This is a genomic window from Streptomyces sp. NPDC051364 (assembly GCF_040682115.1).
Lineage (GTDB): Bacteria > Actinomycetota > Actinomycetes > Streptomycetales > Streptomycetaceae > Streptomyces.
This window is the reverse complement of record NZ_JBFBAH010000044.1, coordinates 1-17,994: the sequence shown is the minus strand read 5'-3', so window position 1 is coordinate 17,994 and position 17,994 is coordinate 1. Positions and strand designations below refer to the sequence as shown.

General features: G+C 73.1%; 21 protein-coding genes. 11 read left to right on the top strand and 10 right to left on the bottom strand.

Annotation, left to right across the window (positions count from 1 at the left end; genetic code table 11):
- Window positions 1-26 precede the first annotated feature (26 nt).
- The 4 genes from AB0M76_RS39985 to AB0M76_RS39970 all read right to left on the bottom strand — a co-directional run bounded on the left by AB0M76_RS39985 (window position 27) and on the right by AB0M76_RS39970 (window position 3,673).
- Window positions 27-1,481, bottom strand: a complete 1,455-nt coding sequence (locus tag AB0M76_RS39985; RefSeq protein WP_365957662.1) for a DUF6493 family protein — start codon at window positions 1,479-1,481, stop codon at window positions 27-29.
- Between the two features lie 98 nt (window positions 1,482-1,579).
- Window positions 1,580-2,236, bottom strand: a complete 657-nt coding sequence (locus AB0M76_RS39980) for a LysE family transporter (RefSeq protein ID WP_365957660.1) — start codon at window positions 2,234-2,236, stop codon at window positions 1,580-1,582.
- A gap of 136 nt (window positions 2,237-2,372) precedes the next feature.
- Entirely contained in the window at window positions 2,373-3,146 is a 774-nt protein-coding gene (locus tag AB0M76_RS39975) for an ABC transporter permease (RefSeq protein WP_365957659.1), read from the bottom strand.
- Window positions 3,143-3,673, bottom strand: coding sequence for a hypothetical protein (locus AB0M76_RS39970; protein WP_365957658.1), 531 nt, complete (start codon window positions 3,671-3,673; stop codon window positions 3,143-3,145). The genes AB0M76_RS39975 and AB0M76_RS39970 overlap by 4 nt, the downstream gene beginning before the upstream one ends.
- A gap of 96 nt (window positions 3,674-3,769) precedes the next feature.
- Here AB0M76_RS39970 and AB0M76_RS39965 point away from each other — a divergent pair, with 96 nt between their 5' ends.
- The gene (locus AB0M76_RS39965; protein ID WP_365957657.1) at window positions 3,770-4,390 is read left to right on the top strand and encodes a putative glycolipid-binding domain-containing protein; all 621 of its coding nucleotides are present in this window, start codon (window positions 3,770-3,772) and stop codon (window positions 4,388-4,390) included.
- 74 nt (window positions 4,391-4,464) lie between these two features.
- Here the strand turns inward: AB0M76_RS39965 and AB0M76_RS39960 are convergent, their stop codons facing one another.
- Window positions 4,465-4,926: a Rieske (2Fe-2S) protein gene (locus tag AB0M76_RS39960; RefSeq protein WP_365957656.1), complete on the bottom strand. Its 462-nt coding sequence runs from the start codon at window positions 4,924-4,926 to the stop codon at window positions 4,465-4,467.
- A 151-nt stretch (window positions 4,927-5,077) separates the two neighbouring features.
- On the opposite strand from AB0M76_RS39960, the gene AB0M76_RS39955 reads away from it, so the two are divergent.
- Window positions 5,078-5,611, top strand: coding sequence for a DoxX family protein (locus tag AB0M76_RS39955; RefSeq protein ID WP_365957655.1), 534 nt, complete (start codon window positions 5,078-5,080; stop codon window positions 5,609-5,611).
- Between the two features lie 33 nt (window positions 5,612-5,644).
- On the opposite strand, the gene AB0M76_RS39950 is transcribed toward AB0M76_RS39955, so the two are convergent.
- The gene (locus AB0M76_RS39950) at window positions 5,645-6,106 is read right to left on the bottom strand and encodes a hypothetical protein (RefSeq protein WP_365957654.1); all 462 of its coding nucleotides are present in this window, start codon (window positions 6,104-6,106) and stop codon (window positions 5,645-5,647) included.
- Between the two features lie 219 nt (window positions 6,107-6,325).
- On the opposite strand from AB0M76_RS39950, the gene AB0M76_RS39945 reads away from it, so the two are divergent.
- Window positions 6,326-6,934 (top strand): winged helix-turn-helix domain-containing protein, encoded by a 609-nt coding sequence (locus AB0M76_RS39945; RefSeq protein ID WP_365957653.1) that lies wholly within the window; start codon window positions 6,326-6,328, stop codon window positions 6,932-6,934.
- Here AB0M76_RS39945 and AB0M76_RS39940 read toward each other — a convergent pair.
- Window positions 6,872-7,159 (bottom strand): hypothetical protein, encoded by a 288-nt coding sequence (locus tag AB0M76_RS39940; protein ID WP_365957652.1) that lies wholly within the window; start codon window positions 7,157-7,159, stop codon window positions 6,872-6,874. The genes AB0M76_RS39945 and AB0M76_RS39940 overlap by 63 nt on opposite strands.
- 388 nt (window positions 7,160-7,547) lie before the next feature.
- Here AB0M76_RS39940 and AB0M76_RS39935 point away from each other — a divergent pair, with 388 nt between their 5' ends.
- Together AB0M76_RS39935 and AB0M76_RS39930 are read left to right on the top strand one after the other, a co-directional pair.
- Entirely contained in the window at window positions 7,548-8,585 is a 1,038-nt protein-coding gene (locus AB0M76_RS39935) for a GlxA family transcriptional regulator (RefSeq protein ID WP_365957650.1), read from the top strand.
- A gap of 87 nt (window positions 8,586-8,672) precedes the next feature.
- Window positions 8,673-9,443, top strand: coding sequence for an MBL fold metallo-hydrolase (locus AB0M76_RS39930; protein WP_365957649.1), 771 nt, complete (start codon window positions 8,673-8,675; stop codon window positions 9,441-9,443).
- Window positions 9,444-9,467: 24 nt separating this feature from the next.
- Here the strand turns inward: AB0M76_RS39930 and AB0M76_RS39925 are convergent, their stop codons facing one another.
- Window positions 9,468-10,085, bottom strand: coding sequence for a DM13 domain-containing protein (locus AB0M76_RS39925; protein ID WP_365957648.1), 618 nt, complete (start codon window positions 10,083-10,085; stop codon window positions 9,468-9,470).
- Window positions 10,086-10,305: 220 nt separating this feature from the next.
- Between AB0M76_RS39925 and AB0M76_RS39920 the strand changes: the two genes are divergently transcribed.
- The 5 genes from AB0M76_RS39920 (at window position 10,306) to AB0M76_RS39900 (ending at window position 15,340) form a co-directional block, all read left to right on the top strand.
- Window positions 10,306-10,848 (top strand): hypothetical protein, encoded by a 543-nt coding sequence (locus tag AB0M76_RS39920; protein WP_365957647.1) that lies wholly within the window; start codon window positions 10,306-10,308, stop codon window positions 10,846-10,848.
- A 138-nt stretch (window positions 10,849-10,986) separates the two neighbouring features.
- Complete coding sequence (locus AB0M76_RS39915) at window positions 10,987-11,811, top strand: CPBP family intramembrane glutamic endopeptidase (protein ID WP_365957646.1); 825 nt, start codon at window positions 10,987-10,989, stop codon at window positions 11,809-11,811.
- 50 nt (window positions 11,812-11,861) lie between these two features.
- Window positions 11,862-13,094, top strand: coding sequence for a sensor domain-containing protein (locus tag AB0M76_RS39910; protein WP_365957645.1), 1,233 nt, complete (start codon window positions 11,862-11,864; stop codon window positions 13,092-13,094).
- Complete coding sequence (locus AB0M76_RS39905; RefSeq protein WP_365957644.1) at window positions 13,058-13,702, top strand: response regulator transcription factor; 645 nt, start codon at window positions 13,058-13,060, stop codon at window positions 13,700-13,702. The genes AB0M76_RS39910 and AB0M76_RS39905 overlap by 37 nt, the downstream gene beginning before the upstream one ends.
- A 147-nt stretch (window positions 13,703-13,849) precedes the next feature.
- Window positions 13,850-15,340: a cellulose binding domain-containing protein gene (locus AB0M76_RS39900; protein ID WP_365957643.1), complete on the top strand. Its 1,491-nt coding sequence runs from the start codon at window positions 13,850-13,852 to the stop codon at window positions 15,338-15,340.
- Between the two features lie 109 nt (window positions 15,341-15,449).
- Here the strand turns inward: AB0M76_RS39900 and AB0M76_RS39895 are convergent, their stop codons facing one another.
- Both AB0M76_RS39895 and AB0M76_RS39890 read right to left on the bottom strand, forming a co-directional pair.
- A complete protein-coding gene (locus tag AB0M76_RS39895; protein WP_365957642.1) occupies window positions 15,450-15,665 on the bottom strand; it encodes a hypothetical protein in 216 nt (71 codons plus the stop codon).
- Between the two features lie 15 nt (window positions 15,666-15,680).
- Window positions 15,681-16,418, bottom strand: a complete 738-nt coding sequence (locus tag AB0M76_RS39890) for a VOC family protein (protein ID WP_365957686.1) — start codon at window positions 16,416-16,418, stop codon at window positions 15,681-15,683.
- A 289-nt stretch (window positions 16,419-16,707) separates the two neighbouring features.
- Between AB0M76_RS39890 and AB0M76_RS39885 the strand changes: the two genes are divergently transcribed.
- On the top strand, window positions 16,708-17,904 hold the full coding sequence (locus AB0M76_RS39885; RefSeq protein ID WP_365957641.1) for an aromatic acid exporter family protein: 1,197 nt from the start codon (window positions 16,708-16,710) through the stop codon (window positions 17,902-17,904).
- Window positions 17,905-17,994: the final 90 nt, after the last annotated feature.

Below are 17,994 nucleotides of genomic sequence, written 5' to 3'. Positions count from 1 at the left end.
CATGACGCACACCAGGTCCTGCGGCGTTACGGGCGCCGCCCGGCCAGTACGTCGCGCAGCCGGCGGGCCTCCCGTACCGACTGCGCCGAGCCCGGCCGCGCCGCAAGGGCATCGACCTCGGTGACGGTGCCGCGCGCGTCGCAGCCCTGCGCGCAGTCAGCGGCCAACGCCAGCAGCGGCACGTGCGGCCTGGACACGGCTCCCGAATGCACCGCCGCCAGCAGACCGGGCAGCATCGCGGCCAGCACCGGCCACACCGCGCCGGCGCTGTCGGCCGTACGGGCACCCTCACCGGCACCGGCACCGGCGGCCCGGCCCAGCGACTCCGTCACCACCGGCATCCGCAGGGTTTCCGGCAGCACCAGCCGGGCCAGCTCACCGCCCAGCAGCGCGCCGTCCAGGCGGCCCTGCCCGGCCAGGATCAGCAAGGCCTCGACGGCCGCCTCCCGGTCGGCTTCCGGGCGGGCGCCGAGCCCGTAGGCCAGGGCCAGATGCACGGCCGGCCCGGCCGGGCCCGGGCTCTGCGCCAGCGCGGGCAGGAACTCGGGGCTGCCCGCCCCGTCCTGGTCGGCCGTGGCCGCGACCTCCGTCAGCAGCCGGGCCGCCACGATCTCGGGATGCCGCGGCAGGGCGGCGACGGCATGCCGCTCCCGGTGCCCCAGCAGCAGGTGATGGCAGCCGATCAGCGGCTCGAAACCGCGGAACAGCGACCAGAAGGGCCGGGGGAAGTCGCCCCGCCCGTCCAGGGGTTCGGTACCGACGAGGACCCGGCGCCCCACCCGGGCCCCGTACCGACGGCTCGGCCGCTCCGGCTCCCCGGGCTCCCGCACCACGGCCGCACCCGGCTGCGGCAGACCGCCCCGGCGCAGCCATGCGGCGATGCGCGGGCCCTCGGGCGGCGCCGGCTCGGCCACCGCGCGCACGACGTCCTCGTCGGCGGGGCCGCCGCCGCAGCGCAGCAACGCCTGCCCCAGGTCGGCGGGCCCGGGCCGGGCGCCTGCCTGCTCGTACTCGGTGAGTCGCATCACCAGGTCGAACGGGTCCACGGTGCCGTCGGCCCGGCTCGGCGTGGCCAGCAGCATCGGCACCGTCTCCCCGTACCGCAGCCACCCGCAGATCTCCGCGATCCGTGCGCCGACCACGTCGAGGACCGCCGTATGCCGGCAGACCTCCAGCCACGGCCCGGCCTCGCTCCGGTCGGCCACCGCGCGCTCCTCGACCGGCGCCGCGGCGCACCGTACGACGGCCAGCAGCCGCCTGGCGGCGAGCACCCGAGGCTGATGGACACCGCCCCAGCGCTCCGCGACCGGGCGCAGCGCCTCGGCGAGCGCCGCTCGATCCCGTCCCGCCCACCGGACCACGGCGTCGAGCAGCGCTTCGTACGTCGTCACGCTTCCGCCGTCCGCGTCGATCAGCTCCGCGGCCGTACGCGCCACCACGGCGAGCGGCGCGGGTACGGCATCCTCGGCCACGTGCCCCATCCGTTCCCCCCTCCCCTGTCCGCCCGGTACTCGGGCGGCGCGCGAGGATAACAAGCGGTTCACCGCGTCCGGTTGCCCGGCGGCAGGCCGGTGGTGGATCAGTTGAGCAGGGCCGTGCCGAACTCGGTGAACAGCAGCGCGGACGCGACCAGCAGCAGGAGGCCGGTGGCGGCCAGCAGGAGGCGGTACGCGCGCGTCCTGATGCGGTTCCGGGCCCGGGCCACCGCGAGGGCGAGCAGCACCTTGCTGCCGACGAGCAGGGTGTAAAAGCCGAGCAGGAACCCGCCTGCGGCCGGCGGTCCATGCCGCCAGGCCGCCACCAGGACCGGGGCTCCGGTGGTCAGCCAGAACGTCCACGGATGCGGGCTGAGCAGATTGGCCACCGCCCCTTCGCGCAGCGCCCGCCGGCCCTGCGCCCGTGCCCGTACGGGGTCGGCCGCGGTGGGCGGCGTCGCGGTACGGGCTTCACACAGCGTGGAGACGGCCAGCCACAGCAGGAACGCCCCGCCCACGACGCCCCCGGCGGCGACGAACCGCGAGGGCAGCACGCTCAGGACCGCCACCGACAGCATGATGACCGGCAGGTCGGTCAGCAGGGGGACGGCTGCGATCCGCAGGCCGACCCCGAGCCCGCCGCGCAGGGTCCCGGACAGCACCAGGGCGAGCAGCGGCCCCGGGCTGACTCCGGCGCTGAACCCCAGGGCCAGGCCCAGCGCCAGCTCTCCCACGCTCCCCACCCGCCTCTCATCCACCATCGATTGACGGTGATGATGCCCGCGGGACGGGTACACCGACGGCGGCCGACAACCCCAACGCCCGGTGGATCCGGGCGAGGGCCTGCTCGGGACCACACGGACGAGTGACGCCACCACGGCAGTGCCTGCTCGTCGGTCATGCGTCGCGCCGGTGCAGCAGCACACCACCGGCGAGCAGGGCCGCCGCCGTCCATCCCGCGAGGACGCCGAGCCCGGCCCAGGGGCCGATGGGCAGGTGGTCGAGGCCGGTCGTGGCCTGTACGGCCAGCCCGGCGGTCATCGGGGCGACCTGCGCGAGACGCCGCTGCCACGCCGGGTCGGTGACCACGTGCGTCACCAGCGGGACGAGGTAGAGCAGCCCCAGGACGATCCCGATGGCGCTCGCGGCCTCCCGGACCGCCGTCGCCACCCCGAGGCTCAGCAGCGCGATCAGGACGAGGTAGAGCACGGAGCCGAACGCGGCGCGCAGCGTGGGGCCGTCGGCCAGGGACAGGGGCGGATAGCCGTGTGCCTCGGTGAATCCGTTGCCGGGCAGGAGGTACCGCCCGGCGAGCAGGCAGGCCAGGACGGCCGCGGTCCCGGCTGCCGCCACGGTCGCGGCGAGGACGGCTGCCTTGGCGGTGAGGACGGTGATCCGCCGCGGCACGGCCGCGAAGCTGGTGTGGATCATCCCGGTCGCGTACTCCCCGCTGACCGTCAGGACGGCAGCGATGGCGACGACGGCCTGGCCGAGGACGATCCCGGTGAGCGACAGCCGCACCCCGTCCTCGCCGCAGCCGAGGTCCGGGCAGGTCACCGCCTTGGCCGTGCCGGCTCCGAGTGCCACCGTCAACGCGATGGCTAGGAGGAGTTGCCCGGTCCCCCGCGTCGTGCGCAGCTTCGTCCGCTCCGCGTGCAGTGCGTACCTCATGCGTCCCTCCCCCGCAGCCGTGTCGCCGCCAGGACCAGCGCGAGTACGGCGTAGCAGCACAGCACCCCGAATCCCGCCCACGGTGACAGCGGGTGGCAGCCGGTCGAGGGCTCGTAGACGCTCAGGACCTGCGCGTAGCGCGGGAGCGTCTGCTGGATGGCGAAGCCGGCGGCCGGGGTGACCCTCAGCAGCCACTCCGAGGGTCCCGCGGGCAGCACGCCGGCGCCGGCGAGGAGGTACGGGAGCACCAGCGAGGCGATGACCACGGCCGCCGCCGTCACACTGCGGCGCAGGAGCGTGCCGACCGCCAGCGCGAGCACGGCGGTGACGGCGAACAGCAGGGCGGTGCCGAGGACGACGCGCAGTTCGGTTGCCGTCGCGACGGGGAAGACCCTCAATCCCCTGCCCTGCGCGCTCTGCCGGGCGAGCGGGATGACGACGGCGGCGCCGGCCAGCCCGGCGGCGAAGGCTGCGGCTCCGACCACGGCCGACTTCGCCAAGACGACACCGGGGGTGGGATACCGCATCGCCGGCTGACGTACCCCGCGGTCCGGCGCCCCGCCGAGCCCCCTCCGAGCCCCCTCCGAGCCCCCGCCGCCGTCATCGTGCGCGAAGATCGCTTCATGGACGATTTCGTACGCTTCACCCGCACTTGGCACGTCTCGGCCGGCAAGGGATACGACACCGCATGGGGGGAGTTCGAGCGAGACCGGCTCCACGCGCGGGGCCGGGCACTCGCCCTGGAGGGTGGCCCGTACTGGGTCGCCTACCGGCTCGAGACCGGGCCGCGCTTCGTCACCCGCTCGCTGCATGTCAGCGTGGAGGGGCCGGGCCACGCGAGGCGCGAACTCGCGCTGTGCCGCGGCGACGACGGGCGGTGGACGGTCGACGGGCAGGCGCGTGCCGAGTTCGACGGCGCCCTCGACTGCGACCTCGGGCTGTGCCCGCTGACCAACACCATGCCCGTACGCCGCCACGGGCTCCACCTCGCCCGCGAACAAGGCCCCGAACAGCAGTTCCTGATGGCCTGGGTGGCCGTACCGGAACTGACCGTGACACCGTCCGCGCAGACGTACACCCCGCTCGGCGGTCACCGGGTGCGGTACTCCTCCGACAGCTTCCGCAGTGACGTGGAGTTCGACAGCACCGGACTCGTCCTCGACTACCCGGGGCTGGCCACCACCCACCTGGGCGACGGCAGCGCTTACGGCGACGGCAGCGCTTACGGCGACAGCGACAGCTGACGCCGGGCGGTGCGGGCGTCCGCCGCCGGGCTCGGCCGGTCAGGCGGGCTCGGCGCGTCCGGCGGCGGACGGGTTCAGGCGAGGGTGATCTTGTCGCCCTCCACGGATATCTTCGCCGCAGCCAGCGGACGGGTGGCGGGGCCTCCGGCGACCGTACCGTCCGCGATCTTGAAGAGGCTCTGGTGGCAGGGACAGACGATGTTTCCGTCCTTCACCGTCGCGACCGAGCAGCCCTGATGCGTACACGTCGCCGAGAAGGCCTTGAACTGCCCCGCCATCGGCTGGGTGACCACCACCTTCTGGTCCTTGAACACCTTGCCGCCGCCGACCGGGATCTCCGACGTCTGCGCGAGCGCCTGCCCGCCACCGGCGCCGCCGCCGGAACCGCCACTGCCACCGCCCGCCGAGGGTGCGGCAGGCGCGTTGTCGGCTGCTGCGTCCGACCCGCCGTCGCTGCCGCAGCCGCTCAGGACGGTGCCTGCCAGCGTGGCGGCGCCCGCCGCGAGAACCGTGCGCCGACGCGTGGTGTCACCCATGGCCGTATCTCCTTCTCGTACCGGAAGCGGACCGGAGCATCCCTTGCCACTCCAGCCTCAGCAGGAACACGCAGGGAAGCGGCGGGCGGTTCAACGCGTCCTTCGCGGAATTTCGGCCGAACCGGAGCGCGGGTTCCTGCGTGTCCAGGGTGTGACTACGACATCCCCCGACCTGCGCACCCGAGCGGCCGAGTACGCACTCCTGCCGCTGCGCCTCTTCCTCGGCATCACCTTCGTCTACGCCGGGCTGGACAAGCTGACCGACGCGGCATTCCTGTCCGCCGGCGGCGACGGCTCGATCGGACAGCAGATGGAAGCCGTACGGGACTCGGCCGCCCTCCCCGGGCTGATCGAACTCTCCTCGCAGAACCCGGTGGGCTTCGGCATCGCGATGGCCCTCGGTGAACTGGCCGTCGGGCTGGGCGCCCTGGCGGGGCTGCTGACCCGGGTCGCGGCCCTCGGCGGCGCCCTGATCTCGCTGAGCCTGTGGCTGACCATCAGCTGGCCGACGACCCCGTACTACTACGGCAACGACCTGGTGTACCTGATGGCCTGGATCCCGCTGGTCCTCGCGGGTGCCCCTGCGCTCTCGCTCGACGCGCTGCTGCACCGCCGCCGGCGCCGGCCGGCGTCGGCGCACGCGAGGTCCGGGCCGAACCCGGCCACCACCGCCGTCCCGTCCTGAACCGCCGGGGATCATGAGGCAGGTGAGACTGCGTCAGGTCCCTTGTCCGTGGCGGCGCGGCGGCGCGGCGTCGAGCAGGGCCCACACCCGGCGCCCGTCGGGCCCGACGTCACTGCCGCAGCTGACCACGGTGCGCAGGGCTGCGAGTTCGGTGAGGACGGCGCCCTCGTCGAGCGCGGCACCGGCGACGTGGCTGAGGGCGACGGCGAGGATGCGGTGGTCCTGGTCGGCGAGGTGGACGCTGATCCGTTTGCCGCCGTCGGCGACCGCCGCGTCGACGAGACGCCGTACGGCGGTCTCCAGGTCCGGCTCGTCGAGGTGTGCGTATCCCCAGGCCCGGACCGTGGCCGTCGCCTGGGCGCCGGCTTTCTTCGCGGCCCACGGGTCCGCGCGGAACGTCAGCCCGGCGGTCTGCCGGTTGCGGATCTCCATCCGCGGGCGGGCCCGGTCCGGCGGCACGTCCGACCCGCCCGCCTCAGCCGGTGTCGTAGTCATGCGAACACGCTACGCGCACGGACGGACTCTCCGAAAGGCCCGCAGGGCCGGAGGGGTTGGTGGACGGCGGTGGTGCGGCCGCACGCGGGGTACGGCCGCACCCGCGGTTCAGCGCCGCTGCCAGAGCTGTCCGGGACCGCCGTTGCAGGGCATCTGGCGCACCTCGCGGCGACTGCCGGACGGCATGCCCGCGTCTTCCAGGCAGAGACCGGTGACCCGGTGCCTGATGGTGTGCCGGCCGTCGTTCCGGTCGAACTCCCAGTCGGCGGGCTGCTCGGCTCGCTGCACCCGGAGATCCGCTGGGAGGCGCCGGTGCTGACCGTGCCCTGCGCCGCCACCACGGACCTGAAGCTGGAGGGCCGCGGGGTGGTGCTCGTCCCGACCTTCTTCCGGCCCGACCCCCTTGTGCTGTGCGACAACGCGGAACCCGAACGGCCGCTCGTCCTGCGCTATCCCGTCGCCCACGACCTGGCCGCCTACCGGGCCGTCTGCTCGGCGGCCGCTCCGGCCGAGCCGGACGGCGCCCTCGCCGCGCTGCTGGGCGCCACCCGCGCACGCACCCTGTACGCCGCCGCGAGCCCGGCCGGCACGGCCGAACTGGCGCGCCGTACGTGGACCTCGCCCGCCACGGCGAGCCACCACGCCACGGTCCTGCGCGCCGCGGGCCTGCTCACGACGGAGCGGGACGGGACCGGTGTCCGCCATGCACTGACGCCGATGGGGCGGGCGCTGCTGGGCGACCACGCGCACGGGCCGGCCGGCCGCTCAGCCCAGCGTCACGGCGACCAGCGCCGCGGCGACGGTGATCGCCGCGCCGGTCAGCAGTAACGGCCGCCCGGTGGTCAGCACCCACCCGATACCGCGGCATCCGGCGGTGTCCGATGCCGGGTCCTCCTGTAAGACCGGGCCGTCAGCACCCGCCGTCGGGCGCACGGTGGCGTCGGGTTCGCGCAGGAGGGCGCACTGGCTGCACTCCTCCGTACCGTGGAGGGACGAGTCGGAGTCGATCCAGTACGCGCCGTTGAGCTCTGCGAAAGAAACATCGGGGGACACGACTGGACGCGTAGAAGCTTCCATGACCGCCAAACGGACCGCCTGCCGCGGAAGCAACGGTGGTCACCGCATCCGAGACCGGATCGTCACCGGAATGCCGTCGACCCCATGCGGGTGGGCCGCTGTTCGGCCAGGGCCTTCCACAGGGCGGGGTCCTCGAAGCCCAGGGCCAAGAGGCCGGGGGCGCGGACTTCGAACCGGCGAGCCGAGCGGCTTCGCCTCTGTCGCCGGGCCCGTGCCGGCAGCAGCCATGCGCCGCGCCCAGGGAAAGGACCTGGCCCGGCTCAAGGCCCTCCTCGAGCGGCAGGCTGCCGCCTCGGAGTGATGTCCGGATCCTGCAGATGCCCGTCATTGCAGACGCATGGGCCGGGGCCGGATATTTGGGGTCATGAACTCCCGCTCACACTCCCCCCTCTCCGGCCCCCACGTGGTCGTGTTCGCAATGTTCCCCGGGATCGACGCGCTCGACGTGACGGGGCCGGCCGAGGTCTTCGCCATGACGAACCTCGTACTGGAGGCCGGGACCGGGCACCCGGGCCACGGCGGCGGCCGAGGCGGCGGCTACGAGGTGCACCTGGCCGGTGAGCGGCGCGGCCCGGTGGAGACCTCCGCCGGAGTACGCCTGCACGTGGAGGAACTGTTCTCCGAGCAGGGAACGATCGACACGCTGGTGGTGCCGGGCCGGATCCGGATCGGCGCCGACGGCCCCGAGCCGCATGTCGATCCCGCCGTGGTGGCCTGGCTCCGCGAGGCCGGACCGGCCGCGGGCCGGGTCGCTTCGGTGTGCGTGGGCGCGCAGGTGACCGCCGCCGCCGGTCTGCTCGACGGCCACCGGGCGACCACCCACTGGGCCACCGCCGACCGGTTCGCCGCGGACCACCCCGCCGTCGAGGTCGACCCCGATCCCATCTTCGTCCGCTCGGGCCGGATGTGGACGAGCGCCGGCATCACCTCGTCCATGGATCTCGCCCTGGCCCTCGTGGCCGAGGACCACGGCGCCGAGGTCGCCCTCGAAGTCGCCCGCATCATGGTCATGTACCTTCAGCGGCCGGGCGGCCAGAGCCAGTTCAGCGTGCCCCTGGCCCACTCTGCGGGCAGCCGCGACGATCTGCGCGAGCTGCGGCGGTGGATCGGCGAGCACCTGGACGCCGACCTGTCGGTGCCCGCGCTCGCCGTGCGGATGTCCATGAGCGAGCGGCATTTCGCCCGGGTCTTCCGGGCCGAGACCGGCAGCACGCCCGGCGCCTACGTCGAGAGGATGCGGCTGGAGGCGGCCCGTCGGCTCCTGGAACGCACCTCACGGCTCGCGCCCGACATCGCCCGCGCCTGCGGCTTCGGCTCGGTCGAATCCCTGCACCGCGTCTTCCGCGACCGGCTGGACACCTCTCCCGGCGAGTACCGCAGCCGGTTCCGCACCGCCGCCTGAACCCCCGTCCCCGAAACCACGCCCCGCCCGGGCATACCGGGTGCGGCGGCGGTCCCGCACGCCCTCACCCACCTTGGAGTCACCACCGTGAAGTTCTCCGCCACCCACATCGGCACCGCCACGGTCCTGCTGGAGATCGCAGGTCTGCGTCTGCTGACCGACCCGGTCTTCGACCCCGCGCCCGCCGAGTACCGCCACGATCCGGTCGTCCTGCGCAGCACGGCCGGCCCGGCGGTCGCCCTCGCGGACCTGCCGCCGGTCGACGCCGTGCTCCTCAGCCACGACGACCACCCCGACAACCTGGACGCCGCCGGCCGCACCCTGCTCGCCGGACGGCCCGTCCTGACCACGCAGAGCGGCGCGGGCCGCCTCGGCGACCAGGCCGTCGGCCTGGCGCCGTGGGCCACGTACGAGCTCACCGTGCGCGGCACGACCCTGCGCATCACCGCCACCCCCGGCGTCCACGGGCCGGTCGGCGACGTCATCGGCTTCGTCATCGAGGCCGAGGGTGACGAGGAGGGCCACGGCGAGGGCGAGGCCGTGTACCTCTCCGGCGACACCGTCTACATCGACGAACTCGACCGGATCGCCGACCGGTTCAGCATCGGCACCGCCTTCCTCCACCTCGGCGCGGCCCGGATCGCCGCCTTCGGTGACGGCCGGCTCATCACCATGGACGCGGCCCAGGGCGCGGCCCTGACCCGCTCGCTGGGCGCCCGTACGGCCGTCCCCGTGCACTACGCATCGTGGGAGCACTTCAGCGAGGACCGCGCCGGGATCACCGCCGCCTTCGCCGCGGCCGACGTCGGTGACCGCCTCCGCTGGCTCACGCCCGGCGCTCGGGAAACCCTCGGCTGAGGCGGGCGCAGGAGGCCGGCCGGTTCAGGCGGTCCGGAGGGCCGCGGCGCCGAAGGACACGTTGAAACGGTCGCACCAGATGGTGACGCTCGAGTAGTCGGCGAGGTTCACATCGGCCGGGATCTCGTAGTTCTGATCGCCCTTGTTGCCCTTGAGCTTGCCCAGGCTCACGTACTTGCCGTCGTCGAAGACGAACCAGCCGTCCGAGCCCTCCTTCACCGGCGCGTCGGTCAGCCACACGCGCAGGTCGGGGCCGCTGCTGGTGTCGAGGTTCTCGAGCCGGAGCGTGCGCGAGCCGTCGGGCAGCTTGATGAGTTTCACCGTGCCGGTGGTGCTGTGCTCGTGGCTGATCAGGGAGCCCTGGGCAACGGTCTGCGGTCCCTGCGCCGGGGCGGCCCCCGGCCGCGAAGAGCCGGGCCCCGGGGCGGTGGAGGCAGTGGGCAGCGCCTCGTTGACCGTGGAGTTCTGCCAGAGCTTCCACGGCTGGGCCCAGTACAGCCCGGCGCCCAGCACCAGCGTGGCCGCGACCAGCACCCAGGCCAGCAGCCGGCCGCGCCGCCGGCGCGTCCCCGTCACCGTCCCCGTTGCGGCCCCGGCCCCGGCCTCGGCCCCGGTCCCGGTCCCGGCACCCGTCCTCGTCATGACAGCCCCTCTTCGTCGATGCGTTCCTTCGTCATTCAACGCGGGCGGGAGATCCGAGCGCCAGGATCTCCTGATGACGAAAGCCTTACGTCCGCCGCAGGCCGGGCGGCTCGACGGCGATCCGATGTCCGTCGATCCGGGCGCCCGGTGCGCCGCATGACAGACTGCTTCCTTGATCGCGGGGGCACCGGGCGCCCGCGCACGGTGGATTGGGAGAGTAGTGCGCAAGGCGAAGTGGGCGGCCGCGGCTGTTGGTGTGGTGCTGTTGGTCGCCGGTTGCGGCAGCGAGGGCGGTACGGACAAGGGCAAGGGCGGCGAGGCGCCCGCGTCCGGTTCCTCGGCCCCGGCGGCCGGCGCGGGGGCGGGTTCGGGCGGTTCCGGCGCCCTGGACGCCGCCGCGGTGAAGAAGGAGATCGAGTCCGCGGCCACGGCGGCCGGTTTCGCCGAGAAGCCCGGTGACGACGTACCGGCGAACCTGAAGTCCTGCATGGTCTCCTGGACCGCGGACAGCAAGAAGGTTTCCGACTCCAGGAAGTCCTACGACGCCACGGTCGCGACCCTGGCCAAGGGCGGCTGGAAGGAGACCCGGACCGTCGATCAGCCGGCCGCGGTCATCAAGGCGCTGGACAAGAGCGGCTGGAGCGTGAAGGCGAGCCACCAGGGCAAGGCGGGCGCCCTGCTGGTCGTCTCGTTCATCGCCACGGACAACGGTCCGACGTGCGCAAAGGCCTTCCAGGAAGACCTCGCCAAGAACAAGCAGTAGCCTCCCTCCTCCCCCTTGCCCCGCCGGGTGGGGTGTACCTGGGTACACCCCACCCGGCAACCAGGTGCAGTGGCTGCGGCCTCGGCAGAAGGCATCGTCGACGGCGTACCAGTTCGACCCCTGACGGAGGCTGAGGACATGGGGAACGCCGATGGACAGACCCTGGCGAGACCGGACGCGGAAGGAGCGCCACGCATCGCCGGGCCGGGCGGCCGCGTCACGGCAAAAGCGGCGGTGTTCCTCGCCGTCGCCTTCCTGGCGGCCGGAGCGCTCGGCGCCGCTCAGGCGGGTACGCCGATCCCCACCGAGGTCGTCCAACTGACGCAGTTCGGACCGGCTCTCGGAGTCGCGGTGGTTGCCCTGTTCTGGCGGGGCGAGATCCGGAGCCTGCTCGCCGGGGCACTGCGCGGCGGCGCACGCTTCGGCAGCCGCGGCGTCCTGCTGCTCGCCACCGCGCCCCTGATCGTCGCCCTCTGTGCGACGGCGTACGGCGTTGTCACCGGGGACGTCCGGTTCACCGGCCCGAGCTCGCTGGGCAACCCGCTCGTCGTGATCGTGGTGGCGCAGTTCATCGGTGCGTGCGGCGAGGAGCTCGGCTGGCGCTGCCTGCTCCAGCCTCTGCTCCGTACGCGCTGCGGCCCGCTCGCCTCGTCGGTCACGGTGGGTCTGCTATGGGGCGTCTGGCACGTTCAGGTCTTCGCGCAGGACCCGGCGTACGCGGGGGCGTTCCTCCTCGCGACCGTGTCCCTGTCGGTGGTGCTGGGGTCGGCCCTGGAGCGGGTGCGCGGGTCGCGCCTGCTGCTCGCCGGAGGATTTCATATGCTGATCAACTTGGGCCTGTTGCTGTTCATGGACGAGGAATCAGGAGCTGTTCTCCCGATGGTGCTGTTTGCTCTGGCCTGTCTGACGGCGGCCGTCGTACGGGCCCTGGGGGCCAAGCGGGCTGCGGGCCCGGCGCGTTGACACAGAACACGGTGAGGGCGCGGCCGGGCACACCGCCCTGGGCTGCCGTCGTGCGCTGCCAGCTGCTGAGCCTGCTCGCCCTCGCCGTGTCCTGCGTCGGCGGGCTCGCGGTGGTCGCCCTGCTGCTCCTGCCGGTCGGAGCCGGCTTCCCGCTGCTGCCGCCCGCCGCGAAGGCGCTGCGCGCCCTCTCGGACCGCTCCCGCCGGTGGGCCACCGGGTGGAGCGGCATCCGGATCAGCCCGCCCGAGTCGTTGACCGTGGACCGCACCGCGTCCCACCGTACGAGGGTCGCGGCGGTCCTCGGGAACGAGGGGTTCTGGCGCGACCTCGCCTGGGCCTGGCTGGAGCCGCTGGTCGGCGGGCTGCTCGTGGCCGTTCCCCTCGCGCTCGTCGAGTACGGGGCGTTCGGCGCGCTGGTGCAGCCGCTGGTGTGGCGGCGGCTCGGTGACGGCAACTGGTATGCGTTCATTCCGGTGCACAGCACCCCGACGATGCTCGCCGCGCTGATGCTCGGCCTCGCGTTCATCGCCGCCGGCGTGCTGTGCGCACCCGCGGTGCTCCGGCTCCACGCGCGCTGGATCCGGTCGCAGCTGTCCGCACCGCGTACCACCGAACTCACGCGGCGCGTCGAGCAGTTGACCGATACGCGTACGGAGGCACTGGACATCCAGGCGGCGGAGCTGCGGCGCATCGAGCGAGACCTGCACGACGGCGCCCAGGCCCGCCTCGTCGCGCTGGGTATGACACTGGACCGGGCCGCCCAGCTCATCGACACCGATCCGGCCGCCGCCCGCGGCCTGTTGACGGACGGCCGGGAGACCTCCGCCAGGGCCCTGCAGGATCTGCGGGAGCTGGTGCGCGGCATCCATCCGCCGGTACTGGCCGACCGCGGTCTCGGTGACGCCGTGCGGTCCCTGGCGCTCGACAGCTTCCTCGACGTGCACGTGGACAACCGGCTGCCGGGCCGACCGCCGGCGCCGGTCGAGTCCGCCGCGTACTTCGCGGTGAACGAGCTGCTGGCCAACGCGGCGAAGCACTCCGGCGCCCGGCGCGTCAGCGTGCTCCTGGAGCACCACGAGGATGCGCTGCTGCGGATCGCGGTCGTCGACGACGGCCATGGCGGCGCGGACGACCGCGCCGGTGGCACCGGACTGCGCGGTGTCCGCCGCCGGTTGGGTACGTTCGACGGCATCCTCGTCCTGCACAGCCCGCAGGGCGGCCCGACCACCGTGACGATGGAGATTCCATGCGTGTTGTCCTCGCCGAAGACCTCTTCCTTCTGAGGGACGGGCTGGTACGCACGCTCCAGGACCACGGTTGCGAGGTGGTGGCGGCGGTGGACAACGGCCCGGCCCTGCTGCGGGCGTTGCTGGCCGAGGCGCCGGACGTCGCGGTGGTCGACGTACGGCTGCCGCCGACATTCACCGACGAGGGTCTGCAGGCTGCACTGGAAGCGCGGCGGCGGCGCCCGGGCCTGCCCGTCCTCGTACTGTCCCAGTACGTCGAACAGCTCTACGCCAACGAGCTGCTGGCGGACGGCTCCGGGGGCATCGGCTATCTGCTGAAGGACCGGGTGACCGACACCGGACAGTTCGTCGACGCGGTCCGCCGCGTCGCCGCCGGCGGTACGGCCATGGACCCGCAGGTCATCGCGAAGCTGCTGGCACGCAGTGACGCCCGCGGGCTGACAGACGGGCTGACTGCGCGGGAGCACGCCGTCCTGGAGCTGATGGCCGAGGGCCGGTCGAACGCGGCGATAGCCGGCGGGCTGCACATCAGCGAGAGCGCCGTGGCCAAGCACACGGCCGGCATCTTCGCGAAGCTCCGTATCCCGCCGTCGCCCGACGACAACCGCCGGGTGCTGGCCGTGCTGGCCTACCTGAAACGCTGAGCACGGCGAGGCGGTCATTAACCCTCCCCGATCCGTTCCTTAAGCCGGCCTCAAGAACACGGGAGTGGGGCCCGAACCGCACGTTTGTCCGTTTTCCGGTCGCTAACGTGCTGCTCGAACCTCATCCCCGCACAGAGGCAGGTCCTCATGGCTGGCATTTCCCATCGCCGTACAACGAGCGCCAAGGCGAAGGCGGCCGCGGCAGTGGCCGTCGCGGCGGCCGTCGGGGGCACCGCCCTGGTGCTGACCGGTACCGCACAGGCAGCGTCGGTCGGCGCGACCTTCACCAAGGCGAGCAGCTGGAACACCGGCTACACCGGCCAGTACGTCATCACCAACCGCAGCGGCGGGACGCTCAAGGACTGGACCCTCGAGTTCGACCTGCCGGCCGGCACGGCACTCTCCTCCCTCTGGAACGGTGAACACACCGTCAACGGGCAGCATGTGACGGTCAAGCCGCCCCGGTGGGACACGGCCGGTCTCACCGCCGGCGGCTCGGTCACCGTCGGGTTCGTGACCAGCGCGAGCGGGAACCCGGGCAGCCCGACGGGGTGCCTGATCAACAAGGAGAAGTGCTCCCCGGCCACCGGGCCGACGCCCAGCCCCAGCGGCCGTCCCACCACCGCGCCGACGGCCTCCGCCTCGCCCAGCTCCAAGCCGACGACCGCTCCCACCGCGACGGCCACGGCGACGGCGACGGCCACTGCGAAGCCGACCCCGACCCTGCCCCCGGGCGGCGGCACCACGTCGGCCGGGTTCGCACCGTACGTGGACACCTCGCTCTACCCGGCCTTCGACCTCCTGGACACGGCGGCCAAGACCGGAGTGAAGGAGTTCAACCTCGCCTTCATCACCTCCGGCGGCGGCTGCTCCCCGCTCTGGGGCGGTGTCACGGCTCTCGGAGACGACCGGGTCGCCTCGCAGATCGCCGCGCTGCGTGCCAAGGGCGGGGACGTCCGGGTGTCGTTCGGCGGTGCGGCCGGCTCCGAGCTGGGCCTGGTGTGCACCTCCCCCGGCGACCTCGCCGCCGCTTACGGCAAGGTGGTGGACACCTACAAGCTGACCAAGGTGGACTTCGACATCGAGGGCGCGGCCCTGCCCGACACGGCGGCGAACACCCGGCGCGCGCAGGCCATAGCTCAGCTGCAGAAGTCGCACCCCGGGCTCGACGTCTCGTTCACCCTGCCCGTGATGCCCGAGGGGCTCACCCAGCCCGGCGTCGACCTGGTCGGCAATGCCAGGCAGAACGGGGTGGCGGTCTCCGCCGTCAACATCATGGCGATGGACTACGGCCCGGCGTACAGCGGCGACATGGGCGGATACGCCATCCAGGCGGCCACCGCGACGCAGGCGCAGATCAAGGGCGTACTGGGCCTGAGCGACGCGGCGGCGTGGAAGACGGTGGCCGTCACTCCGATGATCGGCGTCAACGACGTCTCCAGCGAGATCTTCAAGGTGGACGACGCCACCCAGCTCGTGGAGTTCGCCCGCTCCAAGGGTCTCGGCTGGCTCGCGATGTGGTCGGGCGCCCGTGACAAGCAGTGCCCGGGCGGCGCGAAGAACTCCGCCGACGCGACGTGCTCGTCCATCGTCCAGGAACCCCTCGCCTTCACGAAGGCCTTCGCCGCCCGCGGCTAAGCGGCCGAGCACCCGCGGCGGGTGGCGGCGATCAGGCCGCCACCCGCCGGGACGGCGACACACAGCACCGTCGGACCGCTGTCGGCAGGGCGCTCCCGGTCGCGCAGCGCTAGTCGGGGGAGCCTCCGGTGACGCGCTTGGCCGCTTCGCTCTCGGCCGCAGGCGGTGACAGCTCGGAGAGGGTGTCGAGCGCGTGATCGTCCCGCAGTTCTGCCTCCCACGCAGCTGCCAGCTCCTCCTGCCGCTCACGCGGCAGCTGCTCGATCTCTTCCCGGCGGGCCGGCGTCAGGGCCTTCAGGAACCGCGAGAGCTCGTCCATGGCCATCGTTCTCCTCCTTCGTCAAGCGGGCGTGTCCGGGGGCGTGACCGCCGTGAAGAGGCCGCCGTCCGGGTCGCTCAGGGTGACCCGGCGCCCCGTGGCCGTGGTGTGGACGGGTGAGACGGTCCGGCCACCGAGCCGCACGGCGGTCTCCACGGCGGTTTCGAGGTCGGGCACGTGGAAGTGGACGTGCCAGCGCGGCCGGACCTGCGGATCCGGGGCCTCCTCGACGGCTCCGCCGCTGATCAGGGCCACGGTGTCGCGGCCGCGCCGGACGACGACGTGGCCGTGCTCGTACGAGACGTCGCAGCACCCGGCGCGCTCACAGGCCCAGTCGAGCACCTCACCGTAGAAAACGGCCGCGGCGAAGGCGTCGCGGGTACGCAGTTCGAGCCATCCGGCGGCGCCGCCGGGATGTGCCGTCCAGTCCGGGATCACCTCGCCCTGCCAGAAGCCGAAGACCGCGCCGTCGGGGTCGGCCGCGAGCGCGGCGCGCCCGGTGCCGAAGGCCAGCGGGCCCACCGCCATCGTGGCACCGCGCTCGCGCACCCGGGCGGCGGTGTCGTCCGCGTCATCCACGGCGAAGTACGGGGTCCACGCCACCGGGACACCCAGGCGCGGGGCCAGCGCACCGATTCCGGCGACCGGTACGCCGTCCTGCAGCGCGACGGAAAAGCCCTCGCCGAGGCGGGTCGGGCGAAACTTCCAGCCGAGCACGGCGCCGTAGAACTGATGGGCGGAATCGAGATCGCGTGCCATCAGGGTGACCCAGCACGGCGCGCCGAACACCTCATGGCTTGACGTCGACACCGGCACCGACCTCCCTCGACCTCCCCCCGACCCACACTAGCCCGGGGCCGGGTGACCGGCTTCGAGGCTGGGCCGCTCGTGTCTCGGGCGAGGCCGCCGCCACCGCCCAAAAACAGCGTACGGCGTACGGAGTGCTGGGGGGGGGCGGTTGCGGATGCGGGCAGCGGCCGCGCGGCCGGACGTGGCTTCTTGATCCCTGTGACGCGTGGTGCCGCCGAGTCCGGGAAGGAAGGCACGTATGCCGGAAGTCATCGTCACCGTACGCTCCCTCGTCCGCCGCCACCGGGAACCTGTCGTCGTACAGGCCGTCCGGTCGACGGCGGCGGCCGTGGTGTCCTATGTCGTCGCGCTCTGGCTGAGCAGCGAGCCGGCGCCGCTGACCGCACCGCTGACGGCGTTGCTCGTCGTCCAGGTGACTCTCTACACCACCCTCACCACCGGCATCCGCCGGGTGAACTCGGTCGTCGCGGGCGTCCTGGTCGCCATCGGGTTCAGCGCCCTCGTCGGTCTCACCTGGTGGAGCCTGGGCCTGGTCATCCTCACCTCGCTCGTCGTCGGTCATCTGGTGCGGGTCGACGAGTTCGTCCCCGAGGTCGCGATCAGCGCGATGCTGGTGCTCGGGGTGACTCAGGTGGCGGCCACGGCCTGGGACCGCGTACTGGAGACCCTGATCGGAGCCGGTGTGGGGCTCCTGTTCAACGTCTTCCTCGCACCGCCCGTATGGGTGGCGCCGGCGAGTGAGGCGATCACCTCACTGACCGGCCGCATGCGCGACCTGCTGGTCCACATCGGCGACGAACTGGACCAGCACACGCCCGTGGAGCAGGCGGCGGCACGACTGCACGAGGCACGGCGGCTGGACAACGACATCGCGCACGTGGACTCGGCGCTGCGGCAGGCCGAAGACAGCCTGCGCCTCAACCCTCGGGTGAAGGAGGCACTCCTCTTCCGCCTGGTGCTCCGTACGGGACTCGACACGCTGGAGATCTGCGCCGTGGTCCTGCGGGTCTGCTGCCGCACGCTGACCGACCTGGCCAAGACGCGCACGGACGGCCCGCTCTTCCCCGAACACGTCGCGCAGTCGCTGCGGGAGCTGTTCGGGCACATGGCGATCGCGCTCGAGAACTTCGCCGTACTGATCACCGCGCAGATCACGGCCAGTGCGGAGGAGGCGGAGGTCCGGCTGACGCAGGAGCTCGCGGCGGCGCGGATCAGCCGCGAGCGGGCCGCGCGTCTTCTGCAGGAGGAGGCGCGATCGCGGCCGGGGGCGTGGCAGTTGTACGGTGCCCTGCTCGCGGAAGCCGACCGGGTACTGGACGAACTGGGGGTGGAGAAGCGCTCCGAACGGCTGGTGGAGGAGCTCGACCGGCACTCGCGCATGGCGCGCGCCCGGCGCCCGCAGCTCCGGCGCCTGTGGCGGGGCCGCGCGAGCTAGTGCCGCGTCAGGCAGCGTTTGCCCTTCAAGGAGCGGCGTCCGGTGCGTGCTCTCGGCGTGCCGGCCGCAAGCGCTCGTACTGGACGTACT

What these genes read in the sequence shown, in the direction of transcription:
- AB0M76_RS39905 (WP_365957644.1), top strand. Translation starts at nt 13,058, where the DNA reads ATGCGTGTTGTCCTCGCCGAAGACCTCTTCCTTCTGAGGGACGGGCTG.
- AB0M76_RS39980 (WP_365957660.1), bottom strand. Translation starts at nt 2,236, where the DNA reads ATGGTGGATGAGAGGCGGGTGGGGAGCGTGGGAGAGCTGGCGCTGGGC.
- AB0M76_RS39885 (WP_365957641.1), top strand. Translation starts at nt 16,708, where the DNA reads ATGCCGGAAGTCATCGTCACCGTACGCTCCCTCGTCCGCCGCCACCGG.
- AB0M76_RS39935 (WP_365957650.1), top strand. Translation starts at nt 7,548, where the DNA reads ATGAACTCCCGCTCACACTCCCCCCTCTCCGGCCCCCACGTGGTCGTG.
- AB0M76_RS39965 (WP_365957657.1), top strand. Translation starts at nt 3,770, where the DNA reads ATGGACGATTTCGTACGCTTCACCCGCACTTGGCACGTCTCGGCCGGC.
- AB0M76_RS39915 (WP_365957646.1), top strand. Translation starts at nt 10,987, where the DNA reads ATGGGGAACGCCGATGGACAGACCCTGGCGAGACCGGACGCGGAAGGA.
- AB0M76_RS39960 (WP_365957656.1), bottom strand. Translation starts at nt 4,926, where the DNA reads ATGGGTGACACCACGCGTCGGCGCACGGTTCTCGCGGCGGGCGCCGCC.
- AB0M76_RS39985 (WP_365957662.1), bottom strand. Translation starts at nt 1,481, where the DNA reads ATGGGGCACGTGGCCGAGGATGCCGTACCCGCGCCGCTCGCCGTGGTG.
- AB0M76_RS39925 (WP_365957648.1), bottom strand. Translation starts at nt 10,085, where the DNA reads ATGACGAGGACGGGTGCCGGGACCGGGACCGGGGCCGAGGCCGGGGCC.
- AB0M76_RS39975 (WP_365957659.1), bottom strand. Translation starts at nt 3,146, where the DNA reads ATGAGGTACGCACTGCACGCGGAGCGGACGAAGCTGCGCACGACGCGG.
- AB0M76_RS39890 (WP_365957686.1), bottom strand. Translation starts at nt 16,418, where the DNA reads ATGGCACGCGATCTCGATTCCGCCCATCAGTTCTACGGCGCCGTGCTC.
- AB0M76_RS39900 (WP_365957643.1), top strand. Translation starts at nt 13,850, where the DNA reads ATGGCTGGCATTTCCCATCGCCGTACAACGAGCGCCAAGGCGAAGGCG.
- AB0M76_RS39950 (WP_365957654.1), bottom strand. Translation starts at nt 6,106, where the DNA reads ATGACTACGACACCGGCTGAGGCGGGCGGGTCGGACGTGCCGCCGGAC.
- AB0M76_RS39895 (WP_365957642.1), bottom strand. Translation starts at nt 15,665, where the DNA reads ATGGCCATGGACGAGCTCTCGCGGTTCCTGAAGGCCCTGACGCCGGCC.
- AB0M76_RS39970 (WP_365957658.1), bottom strand. Translation starts at nt 3,673, where the DNA reads ATGCGGTATCCCACCCCCGGTGTCGTCTTGGCGAAGTCGGCCGTGGTC.